25 protein-coding genes are annotated in these 24,736 nt (G+C 64.1%); 18 read left to right on the forward strand and 7 right to left on the reverse strand.

From position 1 onward, the window contains the following. Positions 1–14: 14 nt before the first annotated feature. From AD670_RS26990 to ltnD, 3 genes are read right to left on the reverse strand one after another with little or no spacing between them, the layout of a single operon-like run. Entirely contained in the window at positions 15–659 is a 645-nt protein-coding gene (locus AD670_RS26990) for an aldolase (protein WP_053139501.1), read from the reverse strand. Continuing rightward, entirely contained in the window at positions 656–1,948 is a 1,293-nt protein-coding gene (gene otnK, locus AD670_RS26995) for a 3-oxo-tetronate kinase (RefSeq protein ID WP_053139502.1), read from the reverse strand. Before otnK ends, AD670_RS26990 begins: the two co-directional genes overlap by 4 nt. Positions 1,949–1,958: 10 nt before the next feature. Continuing rightward, positions 1,959–2,933, reverse strand: a complete 975-nt coding sequence (gene ltnD, locus AD670_RS27000) for an L-threonate dehydrogenase (protein ID WP_256243953.1) — start codon at positions 2,931–2,933, stop codon at positions 1,959–1,961. 176 nt (positions 2,934–3,109) lie between these two features. Between ltnD and AD670_RS27005 the strand changes: the two genes are divergently transcribed. From AD670_RS27005 to AD670_RS27030, 6 genes are all read left to right on the forward strand, one after another. Then, positions 3,110–3,700 (forward strand): amino acid synthesis family protein, encoded by a 591-nt coding sequence (locus AD670_RS27005; RefSeq protein WP_053139505.1) that lies wholly within the window; start codon positions 3,110–3,112, stop codon positions 3,698–3,700. A gap of 40 nt (positions 3,701–3,740) precedes the next feature. Continuing rightward, on the forward strand, positions 3,741–4,574 hold the full coding sequence (locus AD670_RS27010; RefSeq protein WP_027603603.1) for an alpha/beta fold hydrolase: 834 nt from the start codon (positions 3,741–3,743) through the stop codon (positions 4,572–4,574). Further along, positions 4,571–6,052, forward strand: a complete 1,482-nt coding sequence (locus tag AD670_RS27015; protein WP_053139507.1) for an aldehyde dehydrogenase — start codon at positions 4,571–4,573, stop codon at positions 6,050–6,052. Before AD670_RS27010 ends, AD670_RS27015 begins: the two co-directional genes overlap by 4 nt. Positions 6,053–6,064: 12 nt before the next feature. Beyond that, the gene (locus AD670_RS27020; protein WP_053139508.1) at positions 6,065–6,550 is read left to right on the forward strand and encodes a flavin reductase family protein; all 486 of its coding nucleotides are present in this window, start codon (positions 6,065–6,067) and stop codon (positions 6,548–6,550) included. A gap of 130 nt (positions 6,551–6,680) precedes the next feature. Next, positions 6,681–7,433, forward strand: a complete 753-nt coding sequence (locus tag AD670_RS27025) for a GntR family transcriptional regulator (protein WP_027603600.1) — start codon at positions 6,681–6,683, stop codon at positions 7,431–7,433. 2 nt (positions 7,434–7,435) lie between these two features. Beyond that, positions 7,436–7,999, forward strand: a complete 564-nt coding sequence (locus tag AD670_RS27030) for an NUDIX hydrolase (RefSeq protein WP_053139510.1) — start codon at positions 7,436–7,438, stop codon at positions 7,997–7,999. Positions 8,000–8,138: 139 nt separating this feature from the next. Here AD670_RS27030 and AD670_RS27035 read toward each other — a convergent pair whose 3' ends face one another. After that, on the reverse strand, positions 8,139–8,432 hold the full coding sequence (locus tag AD670_RS27035; protein WP_053139511.1) for a DUF1330 domain-containing protein: 294 nt from the start codon (positions 8,430–8,432) through the stop codon (positions 8,139–8,141). A gap of 69 nt (positions 8,433–8,501) precedes the next feature. Here AD670_RS27035 and ribBA point away from each other — a divergent pair, with 69 nt between their 5' ends. From ribBA to AD670_RS27060, 5 genes are all read left to right on the forward strand, one after another. Beyond that, entirely contained in the window at positions 8,502–9,611 is a 1,110-nt protein-coding gene (ribBA, locus tag AD670_RS27040; protein ID WP_053139513.1) for a bifunctional 3,4-dihydroxy-2-butanone-4-phosphate synthase/GTP cyclohydrolase II, read from the forward strand. A gap of 227 nt (positions 9,612–9,838) precedes the next feature. Then, complete coding sequence (locus AD670_RS27045; protein WP_027603596.1) at positions 9,839–10,864, forward strand: ABC transporter substrate-binding protein; 1,026 nt, start codon at positions 9,839–9,841, stop codon at positions 10,862–10,864. Then, positions 10,861–11,778, forward strand: coding sequence for an ABC transporter permease (locus tag AD670_RS27050; protein WP_053139514.1), 918 nt, complete (start codon positions 10,861–10,863; stop codon positions 11,776–11,778). Before AD670_RS27045 ends, AD670_RS27050 begins: the two co-directional genes overlap by 4 nt. 6 nt (positions 11,779–11,784) lie before the next feature. Continuing rightward, positions 11,785–12,594 carry an ABC transporter permease gene (locus AD670_RS27055; RefSeq protein WP_010567348.1) on the forward strand — a complete coding sequence of 270 codons (810 nt, stop codon included), beginning with the start codon at positions 11,785–11,787 and terminating at the stop codon, positions 12,592–12,594. A gap of 17 nt (positions 12,595–12,611) precedes the next feature. Continuing rightward, positions 12,612–13,766, forward strand: coding sequence for an ABC transporter ATP-binding protein (locus AD670_RS27060; protein WP_053139515.1), 1,155 nt, complete (start codon positions 12,612–12,614; stop codon positions 13,764–13,766). Between the two features lie 114 nt (positions 13,767–13,880). Here the strand turns inward: AD670_RS27060 and AD670_RS27065 are convergent, their stop codons facing one another. From AD670_RS27065 to AD670_RS27075, 3 genes are read right to left on the reverse strand one after another with little or no spacing between them, the layout of a single operon-like run. Then, the gene (locus AD670_RS27065; protein WP_053139517.1) at positions 13,881–14,621 is read right to left on the reverse strand and encodes a PAS domain-containing protein; all 741 of its coding nucleotides are present in this window, start codon (positions 14,619–14,621) and stop codon (positions 13,881–13,883) included. Beyond that, positions 14,622–15,281, reverse strand: a complete 660-nt coding sequence (locus tag AD670_RS27070) for a response regulator (RefSeq protein WP_053139518.1) — start codon at positions 15,279–15,281, stop codon at positions 14,622–14,624. Continuing rightward, positions 15,250–16,296, reverse strand: a complete 1,047-nt coding sequence (locus AD670_RS27075) for an ATP-binding protein (RefSeq protein WP_053139880.1) — start codon at positions 16,294–16,296, stop codon at positions 15,250–15,252. The genes AD670_RS27070 and AD670_RS27075 overlap by 32 nt, the downstream gene beginning before the upstream one ends. A gap of 250 nt (positions 16,297–16,546) precedes the next feature. Between AD670_RS27075 and AD670_RS27080 the strand changes: the two genes are divergently transcribed. The 7 genes from AD670_RS27080 to AD670_RS27110 are packed head-to-tail and all read left to right on the forward strand — an operon-like array spanning position 16,547 to position 24,705. Then, complete coding sequence (locus AD670_RS27080) at positions 16,547–16,993, forward strand: dimethylamine monooxygenase subunit DmmA family protein (RefSeq protein ID WP_053139520.1); 447 nt, start codon at positions 16,547–16,549, stop codon at positions 16,991–16,993. After that, positions 16,990–17,919, forward strand: coding sequence for a PDR/VanB family oxidoreductase (locus AD670_RS27085; RefSeq protein ID WP_053139521.1), 930 nt, complete (start codon positions 16,990–16,992; stop codon positions 17,917–17,919). The genes AD670_RS27080 and AD670_RS27085 overlap by 4 nt, the downstream gene beginning before the upstream one ends. 11 nt (positions 17,920–17,930) lie before the next feature. Then, entirely contained in the window at positions 17,931–18,947 is a 1,017-nt protein-coding gene (locus AD670_RS27090) for a DUF3445 domain-containing protein (protein ID WP_053139522.1), read from the forward strand. A 30-nt stretch (positions 18,948–18,977) separates the two neighbouring features. After that, positions 18,978–20,108, forward strand: a complete 1,131-nt coding sequence (locus tag AD670_RS27095) for an aminomethyltransferase family protein (protein ID WP_053139523.1) — start codon at positions 18,978–18,980, stop codon at positions 20,106–20,108. Between the two features lie 30 nt (positions 20,109–20,138). Beyond that, positions 20,139–21,005, forward strand: coding sequence for a formyltetrahydrofolate deformylase (purU, locus tag AD670_RS27100; RefSeq protein ID WP_053139524.1), 867 nt, complete (start codon positions 20,139–20,141; stop codon positions 21,003–21,005). Positions 21,006–21,025: 20 nt separating this feature from the next. After that, complete coding sequence (locus AD670_RS27105) at positions 21,026–22,393, forward strand: NAD(P)-binding domain-containing protein (RefSeq protein ID WP_053139525.1); 1,368 nt, start codon at positions 21,026–21,028, stop codon at positions 22,391–22,393. 2 nt (positions 22,394–22,395) lie between these two features. Further along, a complete protein-coding gene (locus tag AD670_RS27110; RefSeq protein ID WP_053139526.1) occupies positions 22,396–24,705 on the forward strand; it encodes a DUF1989 domain-containing protein in 2,310 nt (769 codons plus the stop codon). The last annotated feature ends 31 nt before the right edge of the window (positions 24,706–24,736 follow it).

The following is a 24,736-nucleotide window of genomic DNA, read 5'->3' on the forward strand; positions in this document are numbered from 1 at the left end:
TGTCGTCTTGCGGGTTACCAGTGCGCGCCGAACGTCTCGCGCAATTCATCCAGTGCAGCCTGATCCAACGGCGCCGGCCGGGGGTTGCTCATCAACCACAGCCGTGCGGTTTCTTCCAACTCTTCCAAGGCGTAGCTGGCCTTGGCCACCGAACTCTCCCAGACCACCGGCCCCAGGCGCTCAAGCATCACCCCACGCACGCGGTTGGCCAGTTGCGCGACCTGCTCGGCGACCTTGGGCGAACCCGGACGCTGATAGCCGATCAAGGGAATGTGACCGACCTTCATGACCTGGTAAGGCGTGAGCGGCGGCAAGATATCCTCAGCGCTCCACACCCCGGCCAGGGTCAGCGCCACCAGGTGGGTGGAGTGGGTGTGCACCACCCCGCCCACCGAGGGGTTGCGGTCATACACCTGGCGATGCAGGGCCAGGGTCTTCGAGGGTTTGTCCCCGGACACCCACTCGCCTTTCAGGTTGACCTTGGCAATAGCACTTGGCGCGAGGCGCCCGAGGCAGGCATCGGTGGGGGTGATCAGCCAGCCATCGTCGAGGCGCGCGCTGATGTTGCCGGCGCTGCCGACGGTGTAGCCGCGCTGGTACAGGCTGTGGCCGACATCGCAGATTTCATCGCGCAGGGCCTGTTCATCGGTGCCGCTCATTGCGCACCTCCGGCCAGTTGCGCGAGGGCTTTGGCGAAGAACTCACGGCCACCGAAGTTGCCGGATTTGAGCGCCAGCGCCAGCGGCTCAGTGGAACTGCTGACGGTGGCCGGCACGCCAGGATCAATCTGCGCGCCGATCTGCAGCAGGTTGACGCCGAGCGCCTTGACTACCGCCCCGGAGGTTTCCCCGCCGGCGATCACGAAACGCCGCACGCCTTGCTCGCGCAAGCCCGCAGCGATCTCGCCCAAGGCGTTCTCCACCAGGGCCCCGGCGCGTTCGACGCCGAGCCGCTCTTGCACGGCCTTGACCTCGGCGGGGGTGCTGGTGGCGTAGATCAATACGGTGTGTGCACTGTCGCGGGCAAACGCCAGCGCCTGCGCCACCACCGGTTCACCGGCGGCCAGGGCCAGCGGATCAATGCGCAACGCCGGGCGGCCCGCCTCTAACCAGGCCGCAACCTGGCCGAGGGTCGCCACCGAGGCACTGCCGGCCAGCACCACCTCGCCACCGCTGATGGTCGGCAGCGTCGCCGCATCGAAGTCGCGCAGCTTACCGGCACGGCGGAAATTGCCTGGCAAACCCAAGGCCAGGCCTGAGCCACCCGTGAGCAAAGGCAAGTCGGCGCAGGCGCTGCCGAGGGTGTAGAGGTCTTGATCGGACAGCGCATCGGCGATGGCAATACCCACGCCTTGCTCGCGCAGTTCGGCGATTTTTTTACGGGTCGCCTCGACGCCAGCGGCGATGCTGTCGTACCGCAACAGCCCGACCGGCAATTGCGTCTGGCTCTGCAACACGCGCACCAGATTCGCATCGCCCATGGGTGTCAGCGGGTGATGTTGCATGCCCGACTCATTGAGCAACTGGTCCTGCACAAACAGGTGGCCACGGAAAATCGTCCGGCCGTTTTCGGGGAACGCCGGGCAGGCCAGGGTGAAATCACTGCCCAGTGCCTTGAGCAAGGCCTCGCTGACCTGACCGATATTGCCGGCGGCAGTGGAGTCAAAGGTCGAGCAATACTTGAAGAAAATCTGTTCGCAGCCCTGCTCGCGCAGCCAGTCCAGCGCGGCCAGGGATTCCTCGACAGCCTCTGCGACCGGCGTGGTACGCGACTTGAGGGCGATGACGATGGCGTCCGCATCCAGCCCGTCCGCGACTTCGCGGCTGGGGATGCCAATGCTCTGCACCGTGCGCATACCGCCGCGCACCAGCATGTTGGCCAAGTCGGTGGCGCCGGTGAAATCGTCGGCGATGCAGCCCAGCAACGGGCGCGTGGTGTGGTTAGTCATAAAGCGTTCCTTACACCGGCTCGGGCTTGGCAGTCGGCAGGTCGATGCCGGGGAAAATCTTGATCACCGCCGAGTCGTCCTCGCGGCCAAAACCGGCGCTGGAAGCCTGCATGAACATCTGGTGCGCAGTGGCCGACAACGGCAGCGGAAACTTGCTCGCACGCGCGGTATCCAGCACCAGGCCGAGGTCCTTGACGAAAATATCCACCGCCGACAGTGGCGTGTAGTCGGCCTTGAGAATGTGCGGCACGCGGTTTTCGAACATCCAGGAATTGCCGGCGCTGTGGGTGATCACCTCGTACAAGGCATCGGCGTCCACGCCTTCGCGCAGGCCCAGGGCCATGGCTTCGGCGGACGCGGCGATATGCACGCCGGCGAGCAACTGGTTGATGATCTTGACCTTGGAGCCCAGGCCATGCACGTCACCCAGGCGATAGACCTTGCCGGCCATGCCCGCCAGCACCGAATCGGCCTTGGCATAGGCGGCCTGCGGGCCGGAGGTCATCATGGTCATCTCACCGGCGGCGGCCTTGGCCGCACCGCCGGAAATCGGCGCATCCAGGTACAGCAGGCCGTGTTCGCCCAGGCGCTGGCCGAGGTCCACGGCGTAGGTCGGGGCCACGGTGGCGCAGCCGATCACCAGGCTCGCCGGGCGCAATGCGGCTACCGCACCGCCTTCACCGAACAAGACGGTTTCGGTCTGCTCGGCGTTGACCACCACGGTGATGATCACATCGCAAGCATCCGCCATCAGCGCCGGCGACGCGCACGCCACCCCGCCTTCGCCGGCGAACTGCTGGGTGACCGCCTCACGCACATCACAGGCATGCACATTGAAGCCTGCGCGCAACAGCGAGCGGGCAATACCCAGCCCCATCGCGCCCAAACCGATCACACCGACATTCTTATTATTCATGGGGTACTCCAGGGGAAAACGGCGGCTCGCGCTACACCGGCGAGCCGCGTTGGAATTGCAGTCGATCATCCACCAATGAACGAATTATGTGAAGTATTTTTTCAATTTAACATTTATTAACACCGCACCCTCGTGCACGCCTTTTCTCCTCACCCAACGCAAACTCATTTCCGATGCTTGTGCTTTGCGTATTATGGTATACCATCATACGCAATCCACTCCCCCCACACCTGATGGAGCCGCTCATGAGTTTCGAAATCCGCAAGATCGTCAGCTACGTAGAAGAAACCTTCATCGAAGGCGGCAAGGCCGCAGACACCCCGGTGAAAATGGTCGGCCTCGCCGTGGTGCTGAAGAACCCATGGCTGGGTCGTGGCTTCGTCGAAGACTTGAAGCCGGAAATCCGGGCCAATTGCTCCGACCTCGGCGCGCTGATGGTCGAGCGCCTGGTGGGCATCATTGGCGGCGCCGAAAACATCGAGGCGTATGGCAAGGCCGCCGTGGTCGGTGCCGATGGCGAGATCGAACACGCGAGCGCGATCATCCACACCCTGCGCTTCGGCAATCACTACCGTGAAGCGGTCAAGGCCAAGAGCTACCTGAGCTTCACCAACAAGCGCGGCGGTCCGGGCACCTCGATCCAGATCCCGATGATGCACAAGGACGACGAAGGCCTGCGTTCGCACTACATCACCCTGGAAATGCACATCGAAGATGCGCCGCGTGCCGATGAAATCGTCGTGGTATTGGGCTGCGCCGATGGCGGCCGCCTGCACCCTCGTATCGGCAACCGCTATATCGACCTGGAAGAGCTGGCCGCTGAAAAAGCCCAGTAAGCAAGACCGGCCAAAACAAAAAAGCATGCAGGAGCGCTCCATGATTCGGCTCACCGCTGAACGCACCCCGGCTGGCACCAGTTATCTGGCGACCGGCCAAGGCCAGCCTGTGGTTTTGATCCACGGCGTGGGCCTGAATAAAGAAATGTGGGGCGGGCAAGTCGTTGGCCTGGCCACGAACTACCGCGTGATCACCTATGACATGCTCGGTCATGGCGCCAGCCCGCGCCCGGCCGCCGGCACGCCGCTGCTGGGGTATGCCGACCAGTTGCTGGAGCTGCTCGACCACCTGCAACTGCCCCAGGCCACGGTGATCGGTTTTTCCATGGGCGGCCTGGTCGCCCGGGCGTTTGCCCTGCACTACCCCGAGCGCCTCACATCCCTGGTAGTGCTCAACAGTGTGTTCAACCGCAGCCCCGAACAGCGTGCCGGCGTGATCGCACGCACCGCCCAGGCTGCGGAACACGGCCCGGATGCGAATGCCGAAGCCGCGCTGTCGCGCTGGTTCAGCCGTGAATACCAGGCGGCCAACCCGGCGCAGATCGCCGCATTGCGGGAAACCCTGGCGGGCAACGACCCCCAGGGCTACCTGACCACCTACGAACTGTTCGCGACCCAGGACATGTACCGCGCCGACGACCTCAAGGGCCTGCGCGTACCGACCCTGGTCGCCACCGGCGAACTCGACCCCGGTTCAACCCCGGAAATGGCCCGGCAACTGGCCGATCGTATTCCCGGTGCCACCGTTGCGGTGCTGGCCGAGCAACGGCATATGATGCCGGTAGAATCGCCACGCCTGGTCAACCAGCTGCTGCTGGGCTTCCTCGACACGGTGTACGCCCAAAACAATCCAATCAAGGGGATCGTTGCATGACACTCGCACGCTTCCAGATGTGCATCGGCGGTGAATGGGTCGATGCCCTGTCCGGCAAGACTTTCGACAGCCTCAACCCGGCCCTGGCCGAACCCTGGGCGCAACTGCCCGACGCCGACGAAGCCGATGTGGAGCGCGCCGTGCAGGCCGCGCAAAGCGCCTTCGACAGCCCGGCCTGGCGCGGCCTCACCGCCACCGCACGGGGCAAATTGCTGCGCCGCCTGGGCGACCTGATCGCCGAGAACAAAGAGCAACTGGCCCAGCTGGAAAGCCGCGACAACGGCAAGTTGATCCGCGAAACCCGTGGCCAGGTCAGCTACCTGCCGGAGTTTTTCCACTACACCGCCGGCCTGGCCGACAAGCTCGAAGGCGGCACCCTGCCGCTGGACAAGCCCGACCTGTTCGCCTACACCGTGCACGAAGCCATGGGCGTGGTCGCCGCGATCATTCCGTGGAACAGCCCGCTGTACCTGACCGCGATCAAACTCGCGCCGGCCCTGGCGGCGGGTAATACCATCGTGATCAAACCATCGGAGCACGCTTCGGCGACTATCCTCGAACTCGCGCGCCTGGCCCTCGAAGCCGGGATCCCGCCGGGCGTGGTCAACGTGGTCACCGGCTACGGCCCCAGCACCGGCGCCGCCCTCACCCGCCACCCACTGGTGCGCAAGATCGCCTTCACCGGCGGCGCGGCCACGGCCCGCCATGTGGTGCGCAGCAGTGCGGAGAACTTCGCCAAGCTGTCCCTGGAACTGGGCGGCAAGTCCCCCAATATCATCTTTGCCGACGCCGACCTCGACAGCGCCATCAACGGTGCGATTGCCGGGATCTATGCAGCGTCCGGGCAGAGCTGCGTGTCCGGCTCGCGCCTGCTGGTGCAGGATGAAATCTACGACGAATTCGTCGAGCGCCTGGTGGCACGTGCCGAGCGCATCCGCATCGGCAACCCCCAGGACGACGCCAGCGAAATGGGGCCCATGGCCACCGCGCAGCAACTGGCCGTGGTCGAGGGCTTGGTCGCCGATGCCATCGCCGAAGGCGCGCGCCTGCGCACCGGCGGCAAACGCCCGCAGAACCTTGGCGAAGGCTGGTTCTATGAGCCGACCTTGTTCGAGTGCGACAGCAACTCGATGAAGATCATGCAGGAAGAAGTGTTCGGCCCGGTGGCCTCGGTCATCCGTTTCAAGGACGAAGCCGAAGCGCTGGCCATCGCCAACGACTCGCAATTCGGCCTCGCCGCCGGCATCTGGACCCGCGACCTCGGCCGCGCCCACCGCCTGGCCCGGGACGTGCGCTCGGGGATCATCTGGGTCAACACCTACCGCGCCGTGTCGGCCATGGCGCCTATCGGCGGCTTCAAGAACAGCGGCTACGGACGCGAAAGCGGCATCGATTCGGTGCTCGCCTACACCGAGCTGAAGACGGTGTGGATCAACCTCTCCCAGGCGCCCATGCCTGATCCTTTTGTGATGCGTTAAGAGACCCCGACCATGATCGAACCCGGCATTTACAAAGACGTCATGAGCTCATTCCCTTCGGGCGTCACGGTGGTCACCACCCTCGACCCGGACGGCGGCATCGTCGGCATTACCGCCAGTGCGTTCAGCGCGCTGTCGATCGACCCGGCGCTGGTGCTGTTCTGCCCCAACTATGCGTCGGACACCTACCCGATCCTGCGCGACAGCAAGCGCTTCGCGATCCACTTGCTGTCCGCCGACCAGACCGCCGAGGCCTATGCTTTCGCCAGCAAGGGCAAGGAAAAGGCCAAGGGCATCGAGTGGCACCTGAGCGAGCTGGGCAACCCGCTGTTGGCCAAGGCCACGGCGATCATCGAGTGCGAACTGTGGCGCGAATACGACGGCGGCGATCACGCGATCATCGTCGGCGCGGTAAAGAACCTGATCCTGCCCAAGGAGCCAGTCACGCCGATGATCTACCACAAGGGCAAGCTGGGCCCGCTGCCGGCCCTGGCCTGAGGCGCGCGGGGGCCATGAGGGTTTGTCGCTTAAGGAACGCAGCATGATAAACTTGGGCACGTTTTTCGGCCCTCAATCGGCCCCGGCCGGCCGAGGCCTCCAGTTAACCGCCAAATTCAGAGCAGACCCCATGAAACGCGCGCCCCTCGACGACAGCTTCAAGGTCAATCACAACCCGGTCACCCTGCGCGAAATCGTGCTGGAAAAACTGCGCAGCGCCATCATGAACTTCCAACTGCTGCCCGGTGACCGCCTGGTGGAGCGCGACCTGTGCGACCGCCTCGGCGTCAGCCGCACCTCGGTACGCGAAGCCTTGCGTCACCTGGAGTCCGAAGGTCTGGTGGAATTCGCCGATGCCAAGGGCCCACAGGTGGCGATCATTACCCTGGCCGACGCCGTCGACATCTATGAACTGCGGTGCGTGCTCGAAGGCTTGATCGTGCAGTTGTTCACCCTGCGCGCCAAGGCCAAGGACATCAAGGCCCTGGAAAAAGCCCTGGAAGAAAACCGCAAGGCCCTCAAGGACGGCGAGCTGCAACAGGTCATCGACTCGGTCCAAGGCTTCTACGACGTGCTGCTCGAAGGTTCGGGCAACCATGTGGCGGCCACCCAGTTGCGCCAGCTGCAGGCTCGCATCAGCTACCTGCGCGCCACCTCGGTGTCCCAGGAAAACCGTCGCGGCACCAGTAACCAGGAAATGGAACGCATGGTCCAGGCGATCAAGAGCGGCGACCCGCTGGCCGCTCACCAGGCCTGCGTCGATCACGTGCGCGCTGCGGCCGCCGTGGCCCTGGACTACCTCAAGCGCAAACAGGAAGAAACCGGCAAGATTCCGGAAATCACCCTGCCCATCGCGCTGAAAGAACCGCGCATAGGTCACTGACCTTGGCCAGCCCCAGCTTTTGCCCGACATGCGGCGGCAGTGACCTCGGTCACCAGCTGCCACCGGGCGATACCCATGAGCGCCTGATGTGCCGGGGCTGCGGCTATATCCATTACATCAACCCCAAAATCATCGCCGGCTGCATCATAGAGCAGGACGGCAAATACCTGCTGTGCCAACGCGCGATCCCGCCCCGCCCGGGCACCTGGACATTGCCTGCCGGCTTTATGGAAGGTGGCGAAACCACTGAGCAGGCGGCGTTGCGTGAGGTCTGGGAAGAAAGCGGCGTACGTGCCGAGATCCTCTCGCCCTACTCGATCTTCAGCGTGCCCAGGATCAGCGAGGTGTACATCATCTTCCGCGCCATCGCGCTGGAGATCACCGGCCAGTTCGGCCCGGAAACCCTCGACTACAAGTTCTTCGCGCCCGAGGAGATTCCCTGGGACAGCATCTACTACCCCGCGATCCGGCAGATCCTCGAACGCTATATCGAGGAACGCCAGGCTGGGGTGTATGGCATCTATATCGGTAATGACGACAGCGGCAAGATCCACTTCATCCGCTGATTTTCAGGTAAACCGGGTCCAAATGTGGGAGGGGGCTTGCTCCCGATAGCACTATGTCAGTCAATACATGAAGTGACTGAACTACCGCCATCGGGAGCAAGCCCCCTCCCACATCTGAATCGGTTCATACCTGAAAAAATCAGGGCGCCAACCCTTCCACGATGATGATCTGCGCCACCCCCGCCCCTTCACGGTGCGCCTTCGCCTCCTGATATTCAGCGGACTCATAACACGCCACCGCCTGCTCATAGCTCTCAAACTCAATCACCACATTACGCTGCCGTGCAGGCCCGCCTTCCATCGCCTCGCTGCGCCCGCCCCTGGCCAGGAACCGCCCGCCAAACTTTGCAAACGCCGCCGGCGCGCGCTGGGTGTACTGCGTGTATTGCTCGGCATCGGACACATCCACATGGGCAATCCAGTAGGCCTTCATCGTGACATCCTCTTGTTGAGTTTTTGTGGTATACCATAATACATACAACCAACAAATCGAGCACTCTCCATGTCCTTCAACAGCATCGCAGACATCATCGAAGACTACCGCCAAGGCAAGATGGTGCTCCTGGTGGACGACGAAGACCGGGAAAACGAAGGCGACCTGTTGCTGCCTGCGGCCTGCTGCACCGCCGAGACTATCAGTTTCATGGCCCGCGAAGCCCGTGGCCTGATCTGCCTGACCCTCACCGATGAACACTGCCAGCGCCTGGGCCTGGAACAGATGGTGCCGAGCAATGGCAGCGTGTTCAGCACCGCGTTTACCGTGTCCATCGAAGCCGCCAGCGGCGTGACCACCGGCATCTCCGCCGCCGACCGCGCGCGCACCGTGGCAGCGGCCGTCGACAGCAATGCCGGACCGGCCGACATCGTGCAGCCGGGGCATATCTTCCCGTTGCGCGCCAAGGACGGCGGCGTGTTGACCCGCGCCGGCCACACCGAAGCCGGCTGCGACCTGGCGCGCCTGGCCGGGCACACCCCGGCGTCGGTGATCGTCGAAGTGATGAACGACGACGGCACCATGGCCCGCCGCCCGGAATTGGAAATCTTCGCGCGCAAGCACGGCATCAAGATCGGCACCATCGCCGACCTGATCCACTATCGCCTCAGCACCGAACGCACCGTGGTGCGCATCGGTGAACGCGACCTGCCCACGGTGCACGGCACATTCCGCCTGATCACCTTTGAAGACCGCATCGACGGCGGCGTGCACATGGCCATGGTGATGGGCCAGTTGCGCCGCGATACCCCGGCGCTGGTGCGCGTGCATGTGATCGACCCACTGCGCGACCTGGTCGGTGCCGACTACAGCGGCCCGTCCAACTGGACGCTGTGGGCGGCCTTGCAACGTGTCGCCGCTGAAGGCACTGGCGTAGTGGTGGTGCTGGCCAACCATGAGTCGTCCCAGGCGCTGCTGGAACGTGTGCCGCAACTGACCCAGGCGCCGCGCCAGTTCAACCGTTCGCAGTCGCGCATCTATTCTGAAGTGGGCACCGGGGCGCAGATCTTGCAGGACCTCGGCGTCGGCAAGTTGCGTCACCTCGGCCCGCCCCTCAAATACGCCGGGCTGACCGGCTACGACCTGGAAGTGGTCGAGAGCATTGCCTTCACCGAATGACGGATAACCGGTAAGGCAAAATGCTTGCACAAAGTTTGGAATACCATAATATGACATTCCATAGACCGAACGCTTTTGCCAAGTGCGCCCGCCAGGGAAAGCACCAATAACAGCCCTTGGCACGGTCGCCTTTTGGGGCCTCGATTAGAGGCCCCGATAGACCTACTGCTCCCGATAGGCGGGCATTACCAAGCCCGCTCAATAACAAAACAAATGAGGGCGTGAAAATGGTGTTGAACAAACGTGCAACCGCAGTGCTGTTCGCGGGTTTACTGGCCACGGCCACTCACGCGGCCATGGCGGCCGAAAGCGTCAATTTCGTGAGCTGGGGCGGTAGCACCCAGGATGCGCAGAAGCAGGCCTGGGCCGACCCCTTCAGCAAGGCCAGCGGCATTACCGTCGTCCAGGATGGCCCCACCGACTACGGCAAACTCAAGGCCATGGTCGAAAGCGGCAACGTGCAGTGGGACGTGGTAGATGTCGAGGCCGACTTCGCCTTGCGCGCCGCCGCCGAAGGCCTGCTCGAACCCCTCGACTTCTCGGTGATCCAGCGCGACAAGATTGACCCGCGCTTCGTCTCCGACCATGGCGTGGGCTCGTTCTTCTTCTCCTTCGTGCTCGGCTACAACGAAGGCAAGCTCGGCGCCGGCAAGCCCCAGGACTGGACCGCGCTGTTCGACACCAAGACCTACCCCGGCAAACGCGCCCTCTACAAATGGCCAAGCCCCGGCGTGCTCGAACTCGCGCTGCTGGCCGACGGCGTCCCGGCCGACAAGCTCTACCCCCTGGACCTGGACCGCGCCTTCAAGAAACTCGACACCATCAAGAAAGACATCGTCTGGTGGGGCGGCGGTGCGCAATCGCAACAGTTGTTGGCCTCCGGCGAAGTCAGCATGGGCCAGTTCTGGAACGGTCGCATCCACGCCCTGCAAGAAGACGGCGCGCCCGTGGGCGTGAGCTGGAAGCAGAACCTGGTCATGGCCGACATCCTCGTCGTGCCTAAAGGTTCGAAAAACAAAGCGGCTGCGATGAAGTTCCTGGCCAACGCCAGCAGCGCCAAGGGCCAGGCGGATTTCTCCAACCTGACCGCCTATGCACCGGTGAACATCGACAGCGTGCAGCGCCTGGATTCGGTGCTCGCGCCGAACCTGCCGACCGCCTACGTCAAGGACCAGATCACCCTCGATTTCGCCTACTGGGCCAAGAACGGTCCGGCCATTGCGACACGGTGGAATGAATGGCTAGTCAAATGAAAATGACGGCAACCACACCGACCGGGAGCGCCCTCGGCGCTGCCGGCGCGGTTTCGCCCAAGGCCGGGGCGCCCTCCCTGGCGCAGCGTTGGCGGGGCTCGAGCAACCTGATCCCGGCCCTGCTGTTCCTCGGCCTGTTCTTCCTGGCGCCGCTGATCGGCCTGTTGCTGCGCGGCGTACTGGAACCCACACCGGGCCTGGGCAATTACGAACAGCTGTTCGCGAACTCAGCGTATGCGCGGGTACTGCTCAACACCTTTTCGGTGGCGGGCCTGGTGACCCTGTTCAGCCTGCTGTTGGGCTTTCCGCTGGCCTGGGCGATCACCCTGGTGCCGCGCGGTTGGGGGCGCTGGATCCTGAATATTGTGCTGCTGTCGATGTGGACCAGCCTGCTCGCCCGCACTTACTCCTGGCTGGTCTTGCTGCAAGCCTCCGGGGTGATCAACAAGGCGCTGATGGCCATGGGCATCATCGATGTGCCCCTGGAGATGGTGCATAACCTCACCGGCGTGGTGATCGGCATGAGCTACATCATGATCCCGTTCATCGTGCTGCCGTTGCAGGCGACCATGCAGGCCATCGACCCGATGATCCTGCAGGCCGGCTCGATCTGCGGCGCGAGCCCGTGGACCAACTTCTTCCGCGTGTTCCTGCCGCTGTGCCGGCCGGGGTTGTTCTCCGGCGGCCTGATGGTGTTCGTGATGTCCCTCGGTTACTACGTCACCCCGGCGCTGCTCGGCGGTGCGCAGAACATGATGCTGCCCGAGTTCATCATCCAGCAGGTGCAATCGTTCCTTAATTGGGGTCTGGCCAGTGCCGGCGCCGCGTTGCTGATCTTCATCACGCTGGTGCTGTTCTACTTCTACCTGAAGCTTCAGCCGGAATCCCCGGTTGGCGCCAGCAACGCGAGGTAAGCCGTCATGCTCCTGACTCCCAATGCCATGAGCCGCAGGATGCGCTTGGGCCTCTACACCACCACCGGGTTGATCGGCCTGTTCCTGCTGCTGCCGATCGTGTTCATCGTGCTGCTGTCGTTCGGCTCGTCGCAATGGCTGGTGTTCCCGCCGCCGGGCTGGACGCTGAAATGGTACGGCCAGTTCTTCTCCAACGCCGACTGGATGAACGCGGCCATGGCCAGCCTCAAGGTGGCCGTGCTGACCACCGTATTCGCCGTCGCCCTCGGCCTGCCCACCGCCTTTGCCCTGGTGCGCGGGCGCTTCCCCGGCCGTGAATTGCTCTACGGCCTGTTCACCCTGCCGATGATCGTGCCGCTGGTGATCATCGCCGTGGCGGTGTACGCGCTGTTCCTCAAGCTGGGCTACACCGGCACGATGTTCGCCTTTGTGGTCAGCCATGTGATCGTGGCGCTGCCGTTCACCATCATCTCGATCATCAACTCGCTGAAACTGTTCGACCAGTCGATCGAAGACGCGGCGGTGATCTGCGGCGCTTCGCGCTTGCAGGCGGTGTTCAAGGTGACCTTCCCGGCGATTCGCCCAGGGATGGTCGCCGGTGCGCTGTTCGCTTTCCTGGTCTCGTGGGACGAAGTGGTGCTCAGCGTGATGATGGCCAGCCCGACCCTGCAAACCCTTCCCGTAAAAATGTGGACCACCCTGCGCCAAGACCTGACGCCTGTGATCGCCGTCGCGTCGACGCTGCTGATCGGCCTCTCGGTGCTGGTCATGGTGATTGCCGCCGCCGTTCGCCGGCGTACCGAAACCCGCGCTTGAGCGCCGAGGAGAAGAACATGAGTGCAGTGATCAACGATGTCGCGCAGAGCCATGGCCAACCCCTGGTCAGCCTGCGCAACCTGAACAAGCACTACGGCGAATTCGCAGCCGTGGACAACATCTCGCTGGACATCCAGGACGGCGAATTCCTCACCTTCCTCGGCTCCAGCGGCTCGGGCAAAAGCACCACGCTGTCGATGCTTGCCGGCTTCGAAACGCCAAGCAGCGGCGAGATCCTGGTCAGCGGCCAATCACTGGTCAACGTACCGCCGCACAAACGCGACATCGGCATGGTGTTCCAGCGTTACTCGCTGTTCCCGCATTTGTCGGTGCGCGACAACATCGCCTTCCCCCTGGCAATTCGCAAACTGGCCAGCGCTGAACGCGAAAAGCGCGTCGACGCCATGCTCAAGCTGGTGCAGCTTGAGCAATTTGCGCATCGCCGCCCTTCGCAATTGTCTGGCGGCCAACAGCAACGGGTCGCCATCGCCCGCGCGCTGGTGTACGAACCACGCATCCTGCTGATGGACGAACCCCTCGGCGCCCTCGACAAGAAGCTGCGCGAAGACCTGCAAGACGAACTGCGCCAACTGCACCGGCGCCTGGGCATCACCATCGTCTACGTGACCCACGACCAGGAAGAAGCCATGCGCCTGTCCCAGCGCATCGCGATTTTCAGCCACGGCAAGATCGTCGGCCTGGGCAGCGGCTTCGACCTCTACCAGAACCCGCCGAACGCGTTTGTGGCGTCGTTCCTCGGCAACTCCAACTTCCTCAAGCTCAAGGCCCAGGGCAACGCGGCTGCAGCGTTCGAAGGCCAGTCCCTGTCGATCCGCCTGACCAGCGGGCTGCACACCGAGCAGGATGTGCTGCTGATGGTACGCCCGGAAAAAGCCCTGGCGCTGAGTGTCGAACAGGCCGCTGAACAACCGTTGGCGGCGGGCTGGAACGAAGTGTCGGCGATTGTGGGTGAGGTGCTGTTCCTCGGCGAAAGCCAGACCTGCACAGTAAAAACCCTGGGCGGCACATCGATGACGGTCAAGGCGCTGTCCGCTGCGGGCATGCCCCTCAAGGCCGGCGACCCGGTGCGTGTGCGCTGGGCGACGGCGGATGCGTGTGTGTATACGGAGTGGGCCGAGAGTGATCTGAACAAGGCCGCAGGCGCGCATTGAATCCCATGTGGGAGGGGGCTTGCCCCCGATAGCGTTGTGTCAGTTAAAGATGCATTCACTGACACTCCCTCATCGGGGGCAAGCCCCCTCCCACATTTGAAGTGCGTTTATCCGTCAACTCTTGCGCTCGAAAATAGCCCCCTCGATCCCCAACACCTCACGGGTATCGGCATAAATCCCCACGCCCTTCTCCCACACAGGCTTGATCGACCGGTCGGCGCAGCGAATCCGGTAATTGAGCTCGAACGGCTCCTGCCGTGACAACGCATATTGCACCTCGCGCCACACGTAGTCGGCGTCCTGCGCCAGGATCAGGCTGTTGTAGGTGAACTCATGGTTGTCCACCAGACGCTCGGCGGGGTAGCCGGTGAGTTGCAGGCAGCCGGCGCTGACGAACTCCATGGTCCAGTCGCGGTTGTTGCGGCCGCGATAGATCAGGCCCGGCATGCTGTCGAGCAAGCTCATGCTGCTGCGCTGGCTGGCCTGCCAGGCGATTTCGCGGCGCTTGTGGGCAGTAACGTCCCCGGCCACCAGGTAGAAGCCTTGGGGGCCGCGCTTGAGGCTGATCTCGAACCAGCGCAGTTCGCCACTGGGGTGCACAAAGCGCAGGCGCTGGTTGAATGAGGTGTCGGGGCGGCGACGCAGTTCATTCAGGGCCTGGCGCCATAGCGGGCGGTCTTCCTGGTGCACGTAGTCCATCAGGTTGCGCTCCGCGCCCGGCGCGCCCATCAACTCGGCCCAGGCCAGGTTGAAGTGGGCGATCTGACCGTTGTCGCGCAGTTGCAATAAGGCGGCGGGAAAGCAATCCATCAGGTCAATCGGCGGCGGCGCAAACGCTTCGGGGCTGTCCCTCATCTAATGGCGCTCCTCGTGTTTCATCAAGGCGCCGCTGTGCACCCAGGCCGCCAGCTCCAGGCGAGAATGCAGGCCGAGCTTTTGCAATAGGCTGCGCACGTAGATTTTCACCGTGCCGTCGCTGATCCCCAGTTCCCTGCCGATCTGTTTGTTACTCATGCCGGCGGCGATCAGCGCCAGGGTCTGGCCTTCGCGCTCGGTGAGGTTTTCGCTGCCCGCAGCCTCACATGCTTGCGTGGGCTCCGCCTGGTCGGCGAGCAAGGCAATCAGGCTCGAATCCAGCACGATCGCGCCCTTGTGACAGTTGCGCATGTACGCCAGCAACGCATCGGGCTCGGTTTCCTTGAGCACATAACCGCTGGCGCCCAGGCGCAAGGCCGTGAGCAACTCGGCGCGGTCCATGGAGGCGGTGAGCACCACCACCTGGCAATCCAGATGCAACTGGCGCAGCTCATCCAGCACCTGTAATCCGCTGAGGCCAGGCATGTGCAAATCCAGCAGCACCTGTTGCGGCGTCAGGCTCACGGCCAGGTTGATGCCCTCGCGGCCGCTGGCCGCCTGCCCCACCACTTCGAAGTCGCCGCTGGCATCGAACAACTGCGCCAGGCCCTTGCGAAACAACGGGTGATCATCGATCAGTAATAAGGTCGTGCAGCCCATCGAGACTCCCCTGTGGCAGATCGTGGTGGCGGCGCAGGCCAAGGTGCACGCGCACCCCGTGCGGGCGGATCGCTTCTATGCTCAGCCGCGCGCCGATGCTGGCGGCGCGCTCGCGGATAATCGCCAGGCCGAAATGGTTGTGCTCGTCGCAGGCCGGGATCAAGCCGATGCCATCGTCTTCGACCGACACCGAGGCGTCGCCGTCCTGGGTCTGGCGCAGTTCGATGCGCACGTGGCGCGCGTGGGAATGCCGCACCGCATTGGCCAGGGCCTCGCGAATGATCTGCAGGATCTGCAATTCGGTTTCCGGGCTCAGGGCGTCGTCGGCCAGGCGGTTGTCGAGTTCGAAGACAATGATGCAGCGCCGCGAGAACTCCGCGACGGAGTCGGCCAGGGCCTGGCGCAGCGAGCGCCCGTCCATGGTCAGGCGCGCACTGGTGATCAGCTCGCGCACCTGGCGTTGCAGTTGGCTCAGGCCGGTGCACAGGTCCTGCAGTGCCGGCTCGCCCAGTTGCGACTGCAAGCCATGGGCCTGGAACGACAGGTAACCCAACTGCTGCGCCACCGAATCGTGCAGCTCACGGGCCAGGGCACCGTGGCGGGAGGTCGCCTGTTTGCGCTGCTGCTCACGGTTGTGGCTGCGCAGGCGTACGGTCACGCCTACCGCCTGCGCCGCCTCTTCCAGTAACTGGCGCCAACTGGCACCGGCGCGCCGGGGGGTGTCGAGCAGCAATGCGCCCTTTTCACCCTCGGGCAAGGCGCACACCAGACGGTGCACGCCCCGTTGCCGGCAGGGTCCGCAGGCTTGGGGGGCGTCCGTCACGCTGGCGTCGCGCCAGGGGCAACGCGCGAGCGCCTGGCAGCCGTCGACCCACCCTCGCCGCGTCGGGCCCAGGTCTTCGCCGCCGAGGATCAGGTTAAGCCGGGCAGGCGGCAGCAGTGCGTCGAAACGGTCCAGGAAATCCGACAAGGCACCGTCAGCGTGCAGGGGTAACCCGGCCAATAACCTGCGCACGCTGCGCGCCTGTTCGGCGCGTACAGGCCCCAACCAGAGCGGCCAGCCTTTTGGTCGTGTCAGCACTCTTTGATAACTCCCCGTCCGGTTGCTCTGCGTGGTCGAAAGGCCCAGCAACTTCCATGCCCCGAATGGCCGGCGCGCAAGGCTTATCTCCAAAGGCATAGCCCTTTTTCCAGATTGAGAAGATTTTCCCCATAGGAAAGTATCTCTCCCAACAGGAAACAAACACACACCGTGGAGAGCCCGCATGACGCCTACCCGCAGCCGCCCCATCGTGGTGATGCAATCAGCCGCCGCCAGCGCAGCGTTCATCAACGAACTGCACATGCCCGTGCTGTTGAACGGCGAACACCCCGACTTTGCGCGACGCCTGCAACAGGCGCTGGCCAGCGCCACCGTGGGCTGCCGGCTCTACCTGCTGGGCGACGAAGCCTTTATCTGGCGTGTGCACGGCGAGGCCCGCGCCGCTGGCCTGGAAGACGACGAGATCGACATGACCTGCACCACACCGGGCCTGCGCCAGGTGTATTGCGCGCACTGCGGCCTGACCCAGGCGGCCGGGCCGGAGTCGCTGTTGAACTGCATCGGCTGCCACGTCGGGCTGGAGGTCCGCACGCATTTTTCGCGGCGCCTGGGGGCGTATCTCGGCGTGTGTATCAACCCCGACCAGCCCTACGCGGGGTTCCAGCCATGAGCGCGGCCCTCAACGTCCAGGTCAGCGCCGCACGCATGCTCACGCCGGTGGTGCGCGAATTCACCCTGACGCCCGCCACAGGCAGCCTGCCCGGCTTCTCGCCCGGCAGCCATGTGCAGGTGCACCTGCCGCTGGCCGAAGGCACGGTGCGCAACGCCTATTCACTCACCAGCGACCCGGCCCACCCCCAGCACTACCGCATCGCCGTGCGCCTGCAAGACGCCTCGCGCGGTGGCTCGCAGTACCTGCACAGGCAGGTGCAGGTCGGCGACACCTTGCAGATTTCACCACCGGCCAATCTGTTCGCACCCCATGGCACCGCGCGCCTGCATATCCTCATCGCCGCCGGGATCGGGATCACGCCGTTCATGGCCTATATCGCCACGATGGAACAACAGCAGGCCAACTTCGAACTGCATTACCTGTTCCGCCGAGGCCTCAGCGACGCCTATCTCGACGAGCTGCAACAGCGTCTTGGCCCGCGCCTGCACACCTACGATCGGCGCCCGGACCTAGACCGGATCCTCGGCAATCGACCGCTGGGCAGCCACGTCTACACCTGTGGCCCGCAGCCCTTGCTTGAGGCGGTTGAGCAACACGCTGCACGCCTCGGTTGGCCGAACAGGCGTGTGCATTCGGAAGCCTTCAAGGGCGCACAACCCGGCCAGCCATTCGACCTGCAGCTGCTGCGCAGTGGCCGGCGCCTGCGGGTCGAGGCCGAGCAAAGCCTGCTCGAAGCCCTGGAACACGCCGGATTACAGGTGCCCAACCTGTGCCGTGGCGGGGTCTGCGGCCAGTGCATCACCCGCCACCAGGGCGGCGCCATCGAACACCGCGACAGCTTCCTCAGCCCGGCCGAGCAGGCCGACTTTCTGATGCCCTGCGTCTCGCGCGGCAGCGGCCCCTGCGTTTCGCTGGACCTATAGGAGTGAGTGCCATGCCCCTGCAAACGAGCCCCGTGCTGAGCTATCGCGACGATTTCAGCTTTCGCAACAGCCCGGCAGCGATCCGGCGTTTCCCCTTTCCCTTTATCGAGGACAGCTACCTGTACTCGGTAAACATCGAACCGGCCATCTCCCGCGACCCCGGCTCGATCTATGAGCACGCCTTCGACATCGACGAGCACTACCGCTCGGAAATGGCCGAGCGCGCCCTGGTGCTGGACAAGGACCCGCGCCGCTACCTGGTGATGCCCCACATGCAAGTGGCGGCATGGGATGCGCTGCAGATGATCATGGAACACCTGGCCGCCGACTACCCGCAGTCGTTCAGCCTGACGCAAAACGGCGAGCGCTGGCAGTGGCGCAACCACCTGCTGGACATCGACCAGGCCTTCATCTTCGGCGATGCCACCAGCCTGCCCTGCGCGCCGCTGGAGTACATCGGCCGTCAGGTGCAGGGGGATTTCGCCCTGCTCGACCAGCGTGACGGCGACCTGTACATGGACGCCGGCCTGGTCACCAGCCCGGCCGACTGGTCGCTGGCGTTCGACGCCGGCATGAGTTTCAAGCAATGGCACGCACCGGTGCCCATGGCCCATCAGATGGGCGTGTTCGAACGGGCGCTGAAGTACCTGCTCAACCTGCAGGTCGGCCAGCCGGTACGGCGCTTGAACTGGACCCTGACCATCAACCCGCGCCTGGATTCGTCGCCGGAAACCTTCCACGAATGGGGCGCCGATCGCGGCCGGATCACCGCGCAGAACGTCGGCCAGCAGGTGCACCTGCGGGTCGAGCTGCAAGTGATGGCACGCCTGCCGCGCAGCCACGCGGTGATGTTCAGCATCCGCACCTACCTGATCAGCCTGGACGAGCTGGTCACGCAACCCGGCTGGGGCTGTCGCCTGCACCGCGTGCTGCGCGACCTGCCCGACCCCATCGCCGACTACAAGGGCATGACCCGCTACCGCCACACGCTGGTCGAGTGGCTGAGCCAGTTCGACCCACAGGCCTGACGCCCCTTCTTCTACGACAAGGAACCTCACATGACCCACTCATGGCGTATTTCTGCATTGGCCGAACGGCACCGCGCCCTCGGCTCCCACCTCGAAGACTGGAACGGCATGGGCACTGCCTGGACCTACAGCAGTGACCTCGCCGACCACCATCAGGCGATCCGCACCCGCGCCGGCCTGATGGACGTGTCCGGCCTGAAAAAAGTCCATTACGTGGGCCCCCACGCCGAGAGCCTGTTGCAGTGGGCCACCACCCGCGACATCGCCAAGCTCTACCCCGGCAAATCGGTGTACGCCTCGATGCTCGATGAGGACGGCAAGTTCGTCGATGACTGCATCGTCTACCGCACCGGCCCCAACGCGTTCATGGTGGTGCATGGCGCCGGCACCGGGCATGAAATGCTCGTGCGCTCGGCCCAGGGCCGGCAAGTGGCGGTGCTGTTCGATGACGACCTGCACGACCTGTCGCTGCAAGGTCCGCTGGCGGTGGATTTCCTCGCCGAACACGTGCCCGGCATCCGCCAGCTGGCGTACTTCCACCACCTGCAAACCCGCCTGTTCGACCGCCCGGTGATGATCTCGCGCACCGGCTACACCGGCGAACGTGGCTATGAGATTTTCTGCAAGGCCGCCGATGCGCCGTTCCTGTGGGACAGCATCCTCGAACAAGGCGCGAGCCTGGGGATCATCCCCTGCGCCTTCACCGCCCTGGACTGGTTGCGGGTGGAAAGCTCGCTGATGTTTTTCCCCTACGACAACTCGCAGATGTACCCCTTCGCCGACCAGAAGGCCGGCGACACCCTCTGGGAAATGGGCCTGGATTTCACTGTTTCACCTGGCAAGAACGCCTTCCGTGGCGCCGAAGAACACCTGCGCCTGCGCGGCCAGGAGCGCTTCAAGATCACCGGCGTGCTGCTTGAGGGCGTCCGCGCCGCCGAGGCCGGCGACACCTTGTGGCAGGGCAACCAGCAAGTCGGCGTGATCACCTGCGGCATGTATTCGCGCCTGAGCAAACGCTCGATGGCCATCGCGCGCATGAGCGTCGCCTGTTCCGAACCCGGTATTACCTTGCAGGTTCGCGGCAGCCTTGAGGCCAGCGCCAGCACCCACGCCCTGCCCTTCGATGACCCGCAAAAAACCAAGCGCACGGCCAAGGGCTGAGCCTTCCTTCACGCAATTCAGGAGCCTTCGATGGACGCCTCCAGCGAACATTACATCCTCAAGATCACCTGCCCGGCGGCGTCCGGGATTGTCGCCGCGATCAGCGCGTGCCTGGCCCAACAGCAGTGCTACATCAGCGAGCTGGCACAGTTCGACGATGAGTTCACCGGGCAGTTTTTCATGCGCGCGGTGTTCCGTTTCAACACTGGCGTGAGCGGCGACATCGGCGCCCTGCGCAAAGGCCTCGGCGACCTCGCCGGTGGCTTCGACATGCACTGGCAGTTGTTCAGCTCACGCCAACCGACCCGCGTGCTGCTGATGGTCAGCAAGTTCGACCACTGCCTCACCGACCTGCTCTACCGCCACCGCAAGGGCGAGATGGACATGCACATCACCGCCGTGGTCTCCAACCACCTGGACCTGCGGGCGATGGCCGAGCGCGAAGGCATCCGCTTCATCTACCTGCCGATCACCCAGGACACCAAGGCCGGCCAGGAAGCCGAGCTGATGCGCATCGTCGAAGACACCCAGACCGACCTGGTGGTACTCGCGCGCTACATGCAGATCCTGTCCGACGGCCTGTGCCAGCAACTGTCGGGCCGGGCGATCAATATCCACCACTCGTTCCTGCCCGGATTCAAGGGCGCCAAGCCGTATCACCAAGCCTATGACCGTGGCGTCAAGCTGATCGGCGCCACCGCCCACTACGTCACCAGCGACCTGGATGAAGGACCGATCATCGAGCAGGAAATCCAGCGCGTCGACCATACCCACCTGCCCGACTCGCTGGTCGCCATCGGCCGTGACACCGAAACCGTGGCCCTTTCCAAAGCCCTGAAATACCACCTGGAACACCGGGTGTTCATCAACCAGGACAAGACAGTGATCTTTCGCTGAAACCTTCAGGAGGCACGCTCATGACCCTACGTGTTGCAATCATCGGTGCCGGCCCATGCGGCCTGGCGCAACTTCGCGCGTTCCAGTCGGCCCGCGACAAAGGCGCCGCCATCCCTGAGCTGGTGTGCTTTGAAAAACAGCAGGACTGGGGTGGCATGTGGAACTACACCTGGCGCACCGGCCTCGACGAGAACGGCGAGCCGGTACACGGCAGCATGTACCGCTACCTGTGGTCCAACGGCCCCAAGGAGTGCCTGGAGTTCGCCGACTACACCTTCGAAGAGCATTTCGGCCGGCCCATCGGTTCCTACCCGCCGCGTGAAGTGCTGTGGGACTACATCAAGGGCCGCGTGGAAAAGGCCGGCGTGCGCGACTACATCCGCTTCAACAATGTGGTACGCCAAGTCACCTTCGACGAACAGAGCCAGCGCTTCACCCTCTACGCCCACGACTACACCAGCGACACCTTGACCTGTGAAGCATTCGACTACGTGATCAACGCCTGCGGCCACTTTTCCACGCCCAAGGTGCCGTACTTCGAAGGCTTCGAACAGTTCGCCGGGCGCATCCTGCATGCCCACGATTTTCGCGAGGCGCTGGAGTTCAAGGACAAGGACCTGCTGATCGTCGGCAGCAGCTATTCGGCCGAGGACATCGGCTCGCAATGCTACAAATACGGCGCGCGCAGTATCACCAGTTGCTACCGCAGCGCGCCCATGGGCTATGCCTGGCCGGATAACTGGGAAGAAAAACCGCTGCTCCAGCGCCTGGAAAACAACCGCGCGTACTTTGTCGATGGCAGCAGCAAGCACATCGACGCGGTGATCCTGTGCACCGGCTACAAGCACCACTTCCCGTTCCTGCCCGATGAACTGAGCCTCAAGACCGACAACCGCCTGTGGCCGATGAACCTCTACAAGGGCGTGTTCTGGGAACCCAATCCCCGCCTGATCTACCTCGGCATGCAGGACCAGTGGTACTCCTTCAACATGTTCGACGCCCAGGCCTGGTATGCCCGCGACGTGATCCTCGGGCGCATTCAGCTGCCCAGCCACGCCGACATGGTCGCCGACAGCCAAGCGTGGCACGCACGGGAACAGGCCCTGGAAACCAACCAGCAGATGTTCGAGTACCAGGGCGCCTATATCCAGCAACTGGTGGACGCCACCGACTACCCGAATTTCGACATCGCCGCCGTCAACGAAACCTTCCTGCACTGGAAGCACGACAAGGCGGAAAACATCATGGGCTATCGCGACAAGTCCTATCGCTCGCTGATGACCGGCACCCAGTCGCCGCCGCACCACACGCCGTGGTTGCAGGCCCTGGATGACTCGATGGCGGCGTACTTGGGTGAGCCCACGACCCCCATCAAGTCGGTCGGCTGATGATGAATGCACCGCGTGTTTCCCACCCCCGAGAGCCCGGGCTGTTTGCCCGCGCGCCGAACCTGGAACGCTACCGCGTGGCCGCCGGCGGCGTGACCCTGGTCGACTTGCAGCCCGGCGACGGCCTGCAAGTGATCGACGTCGAAGGCCGGCAAACCTGCGCACTGCTGGCCCTCGACGCCGGCGGCCGCAGCGCCCTGGCGAGCTGGGGCCTGAGCGGGTCAACGGCTTGCAGCGTGGCTGGGCGTATCGGCCAGGCGCTCCAGCGGCGCGGCATCGACACACAGGCATTGCCGCTGGCTGCCTCGCTGTGGGACGCCGACAGCCCGCCCGGCCACAGCCGGCAGTTTGTCGCCGAGGACGCGCTGCTGGTAATCGTCGCCGCACCCGCCGAGGCCACCGACGTCGACCGGCAATACCGGCCCAGCGAGCTGCGCCTGCTGGTGACGCGGGCCAACCCCTCGCCGTTGCTGGTACCGGCCCTGCCCGAGCCGTTGGGCGATGTACTCGACGAATTCACCCTGCGCGCGGGCACCGCCCACAGCTACACCGTCGCCAAAGGGCAGTACATCCAGGTGCTGGACGTCGCGGGCCGCCAGTGTTCGGACTTCGTCGCCCTCGACCGGCGGGCCCTGGATCGCGGCGTCGAGCTGGACCTGGACCAGACCGTCACGCGCACGCTGAACGGCAGCGCCTACCCGGCACCGGGGCTGTTCTCGAAGTTTTTCGACCGCCATATGCAACCGATGCTGGAGGTGGTGCAAGACACCGTCGGGCGCCACGATTCATTCGCCCTGGCCTGCGCGGCGCGCTACTACGAAACCCATGGCTATTTCGGGCACGACAACTGCAGCGACAACCTCAGCCGCGTCCTCGCCCCCCATGGCGTGCAGGCGCGCAACGGCTGGCCGGCGATCAATTTCTTCTTCAACACTGGTATCGATGCGCACCAGCAGATGACCCTGGATGAACCCTGGTCACGGCCCGGCGATTATGTGCTGCTGCGGGCCATGACCGACCTGCTGTGTGGCAGTACCTCGTGCCCGGATGACATTGACCCGGCCAATGGCTGGAACCCGACCGACATCCATGTCCGCATCTACAGCGAGAAGGAGCGTTTTTCCATCGCCATGAGCACACGAACCACGGCGGATGCCGACCCGATCCTCACCCGTGAGTCCGCGTTTCACTCACGTACCCGCGCCCTCACCGGCAGCTTCACCGACTACCGCAACTGGTGGCTGCCGCTGCGCTACGACGGTTACGGCGTCACCGAGGAATACCTCGGTTGCCGCGAACGCGTGGCGGTGATGGACCTGACCGCCCTGCGCAAATTCGAAATCATCGGCCCCGACGCCGAAGCCCTGTTGCAGTACTGCCTGACCCGCGACGTACGGCGCCTGGCGGTGGGCCAGGTGGTGTATTCGGCGATGTGCCACGCCCACGGCGGCATGCTCGACGACGGTACCCTGCTGCGCCTGGGCCCGGATAACTTCCGCTGGATCTGCGGCGAAGACTACGCCGGCGTGTGGTTGCGCGAGCAGGCACAGAAACTGGGCATGAAGGTGTGGGTCAAGTCCGCCAGCGAGCAGATTCACAACCTGGCGGTGCAGGGGCCGCTGAGTCGCGAACTGCTCAAGCAGATGGTCTGGACCCCGCCCACGCAACCGAGTGTGGAAACCCTCGGCTGGTTTCGCTTCCTGGTCGGTCGGCTGGGCGGTTTCGACGGCTGCCCGTTGATGATTTCGCGCACCGGCTACACCGGCGAACTGGGCTTTGAGGTGTGGTGCCAGCCCGAAGACGCCGAACGGGTCTGGGACCGCATCTGGCAACTCGGCCAACCCTTGGGCCTGGTGCCTCTGGGCCTGGAAGCCCTGGACCTGCTGCGCATCGAAGCCGGGCTGATTTTCGCCGGCTACGAGTTCAGCGACCAGACCGATCCGTTCGAGGCCGGTATCGGTTTCAGCGTGCCGCTCAAGAGCAAGACCGACGACTTTATCGGTCGCGACGCCCTGCTGCGGCGCAGCGCCCATCCCAGCCACAAGCTGGTCGGCCTGCACCTGAGCGGCAACGAGACCGCCCACCATGGCGACCCGGTGTACCAGGGCCGAGCCCAGGTCGGGGTGATCACCAGTGCCTGCCGCTCACCGCTGCTGGCCAGCAATATCGCGCTGTGCCGGGTCGACGTGAGCTGCGCCGAGCCCGGCACTGAACTTGAGATTGGCAAAGTCGATGGCCTGCAGAAGCGCATCAGCGCCACGGTCAGCGCAGCGATTTTCTACGACCCGGACAAAAGCCGGGTGCGTAGCTGATCGTCCCGAAACGTGTGTGCCACCCCATTTT

Origin of the sequence: Pseudomonas sp. MIACH, assembly GCF_001269925.1 — a bacterium.
Lineage (GTDB): Bacteria > Pseudomonadota > Gammaproteobacteria > Pseudomonadales > Pseudomonadaceae > Aquipseudomonas.

Coding starts and splice junctions, on each gene's coding strand:
- AD670_RS26990 (WP_053139501.1), bottom strand. CDS start 659: ATGAGCGGCACCGATGAACAGGCCCTGCGCGATGAAATCTGCGATGTC.
- otnK (WP_053139502.1), bottom strand. CDS start 1,948: ATGACTAACCACACCACGCGCCCGTTGCTGGGCTGCATCGCCGACGAT.
- ltnD (WP_256243953.1), bottom strand. CDS start 2,933: ATGATCGACTGCAATTCCAACGCGGCTCGCCGGTGTAGCGCGAGCCGC.
- AD670_RS27005 (WP_053139505.1), top strand. CDS start 3,110: ATGAGTTTCGAAATCCGCAAGATCGTCAGCTACGTAGAAGAAACCTTC.
- AD670_RS27010 (WP_027603603.1), top strand. CDS start 3,741: ATGATTCGGCTCACCGCTGAACGCACCCCGGCTGGCACCAGTTATCTG.
- AD670_RS27015 (WP_053139507.1), top strand. CDS start 4,571: ATGACACTCGCACGCTTCCAGATGTGCATCGGCGGTGAATGGGTCGAT.
- AD670_RS27020 (WP_053139508.1), top strand. CDS start 6,065: ATGATCGAACCCGGCATTTACAAAGACGTCATGAGCTCATTCCCTTCG.
- AD670_RS27025 (WP_027603600.1), top strand. CDS start 6,681: ATGAAACGCGCGCCCCTCGACGACAGCTTCAAGGTCAATCACAACCCG.
- AD670_RS27035 (WP_053139511.1), bottom strand. CDS start 8,432: ATGAAGGCCTACTGGATTGCCCATGTGGATGTGTCCGATGCCGAGCAA.
- ribBA (WP_053139513.1), top strand. CDS start 8,502: ATGTCCTTCAACAGCATCGCAGACATCATCGAAGACTACCGCCAAGGC.
- AD670_RS27045 (WP_027603596.1), top strand. CDS start 9,839: ATGGTGTTGAACAAACGTGCAACCGCAGTGCTGTTCGCGGGTTTACTG.
- AD670_RS27050 (WP_053139514.1), top strand. CDS start 10,861: ATGAAAATGACGGCAACCACACCGACCGGGAGCGCCCTCGGCGCTGCC.
- AD670_RS27055 (WP_010567348.1), top strand. CDS start 11,785: ATGCTCCTGACTCCCAATGCCATGAGCCGCAGGATGCGCTTGGGCCTC.
- AD670_RS27060 (WP_053139515.1), top strand. CDS start 12,612: ATGAGTGCAGTGATCAACGATGTCGCGCAGAGCCATGGCCAACCCCTG.
- AD670_RS27065 (WP_053139517.1), bottom strand. CDS start 14,621: ATGAGGGACAGCCCCGAAGCGTTTGCGCCGCCGCCGATTGACCTGATG.
- AD670_RS27070 (WP_053139518.1), bottom strand. CDS start 15,281: ATGGGCTGCACGACCTTATTACTGATCGATGATCACCCGTTGTTTCGC.
- AD670_RS27080 (WP_053139520.1), top strand. CDS start 16,547: ATGACGCCTACCCGCAGCCGCCCCATCGTGGTGATGCAATCAGCCGCC.
- AD670_RS27085 (WP_053139521.1), top strand. CDS start 16,990: ATGAGCGCGGCCCTCAACGTCCAGGTCAGCGCCGCACGCATGCTCACG.
- AD670_RS27090 (WP_053139522.1), top strand. CDS start 17,931: ATGCCCCTGCAAACGAGCCCCGTGCTGAGCTATCGCGACGATTTCAGC.
- AD670_RS27095 (WP_053139523.1), top strand. CDS start 18,978: ATGACCCACTCATGGCGTATTTCTGCATTGGCCGAACGGCACCGCGCC.
- purU (WP_053139524.1), top strand. CDS start 20,139: ATGGACGCCTCCAGCGAACATTACATCCTCAAGATCACCTGCCCGGCG.
- AD670_RS27105 (WP_053139525.1), top strand. CDS start 21,026: ATGACCCTACGTGTTGCAATCATCGGTGCCGGCCCATGCGGCCTGGCG.
- AD670_RS27110 (WP_053139526.1), top strand. CDS start 22,396: ATGAATGCACCGCGTGTTTCCCACCCCCGAGAGCCCGGGCTGTTTGCC.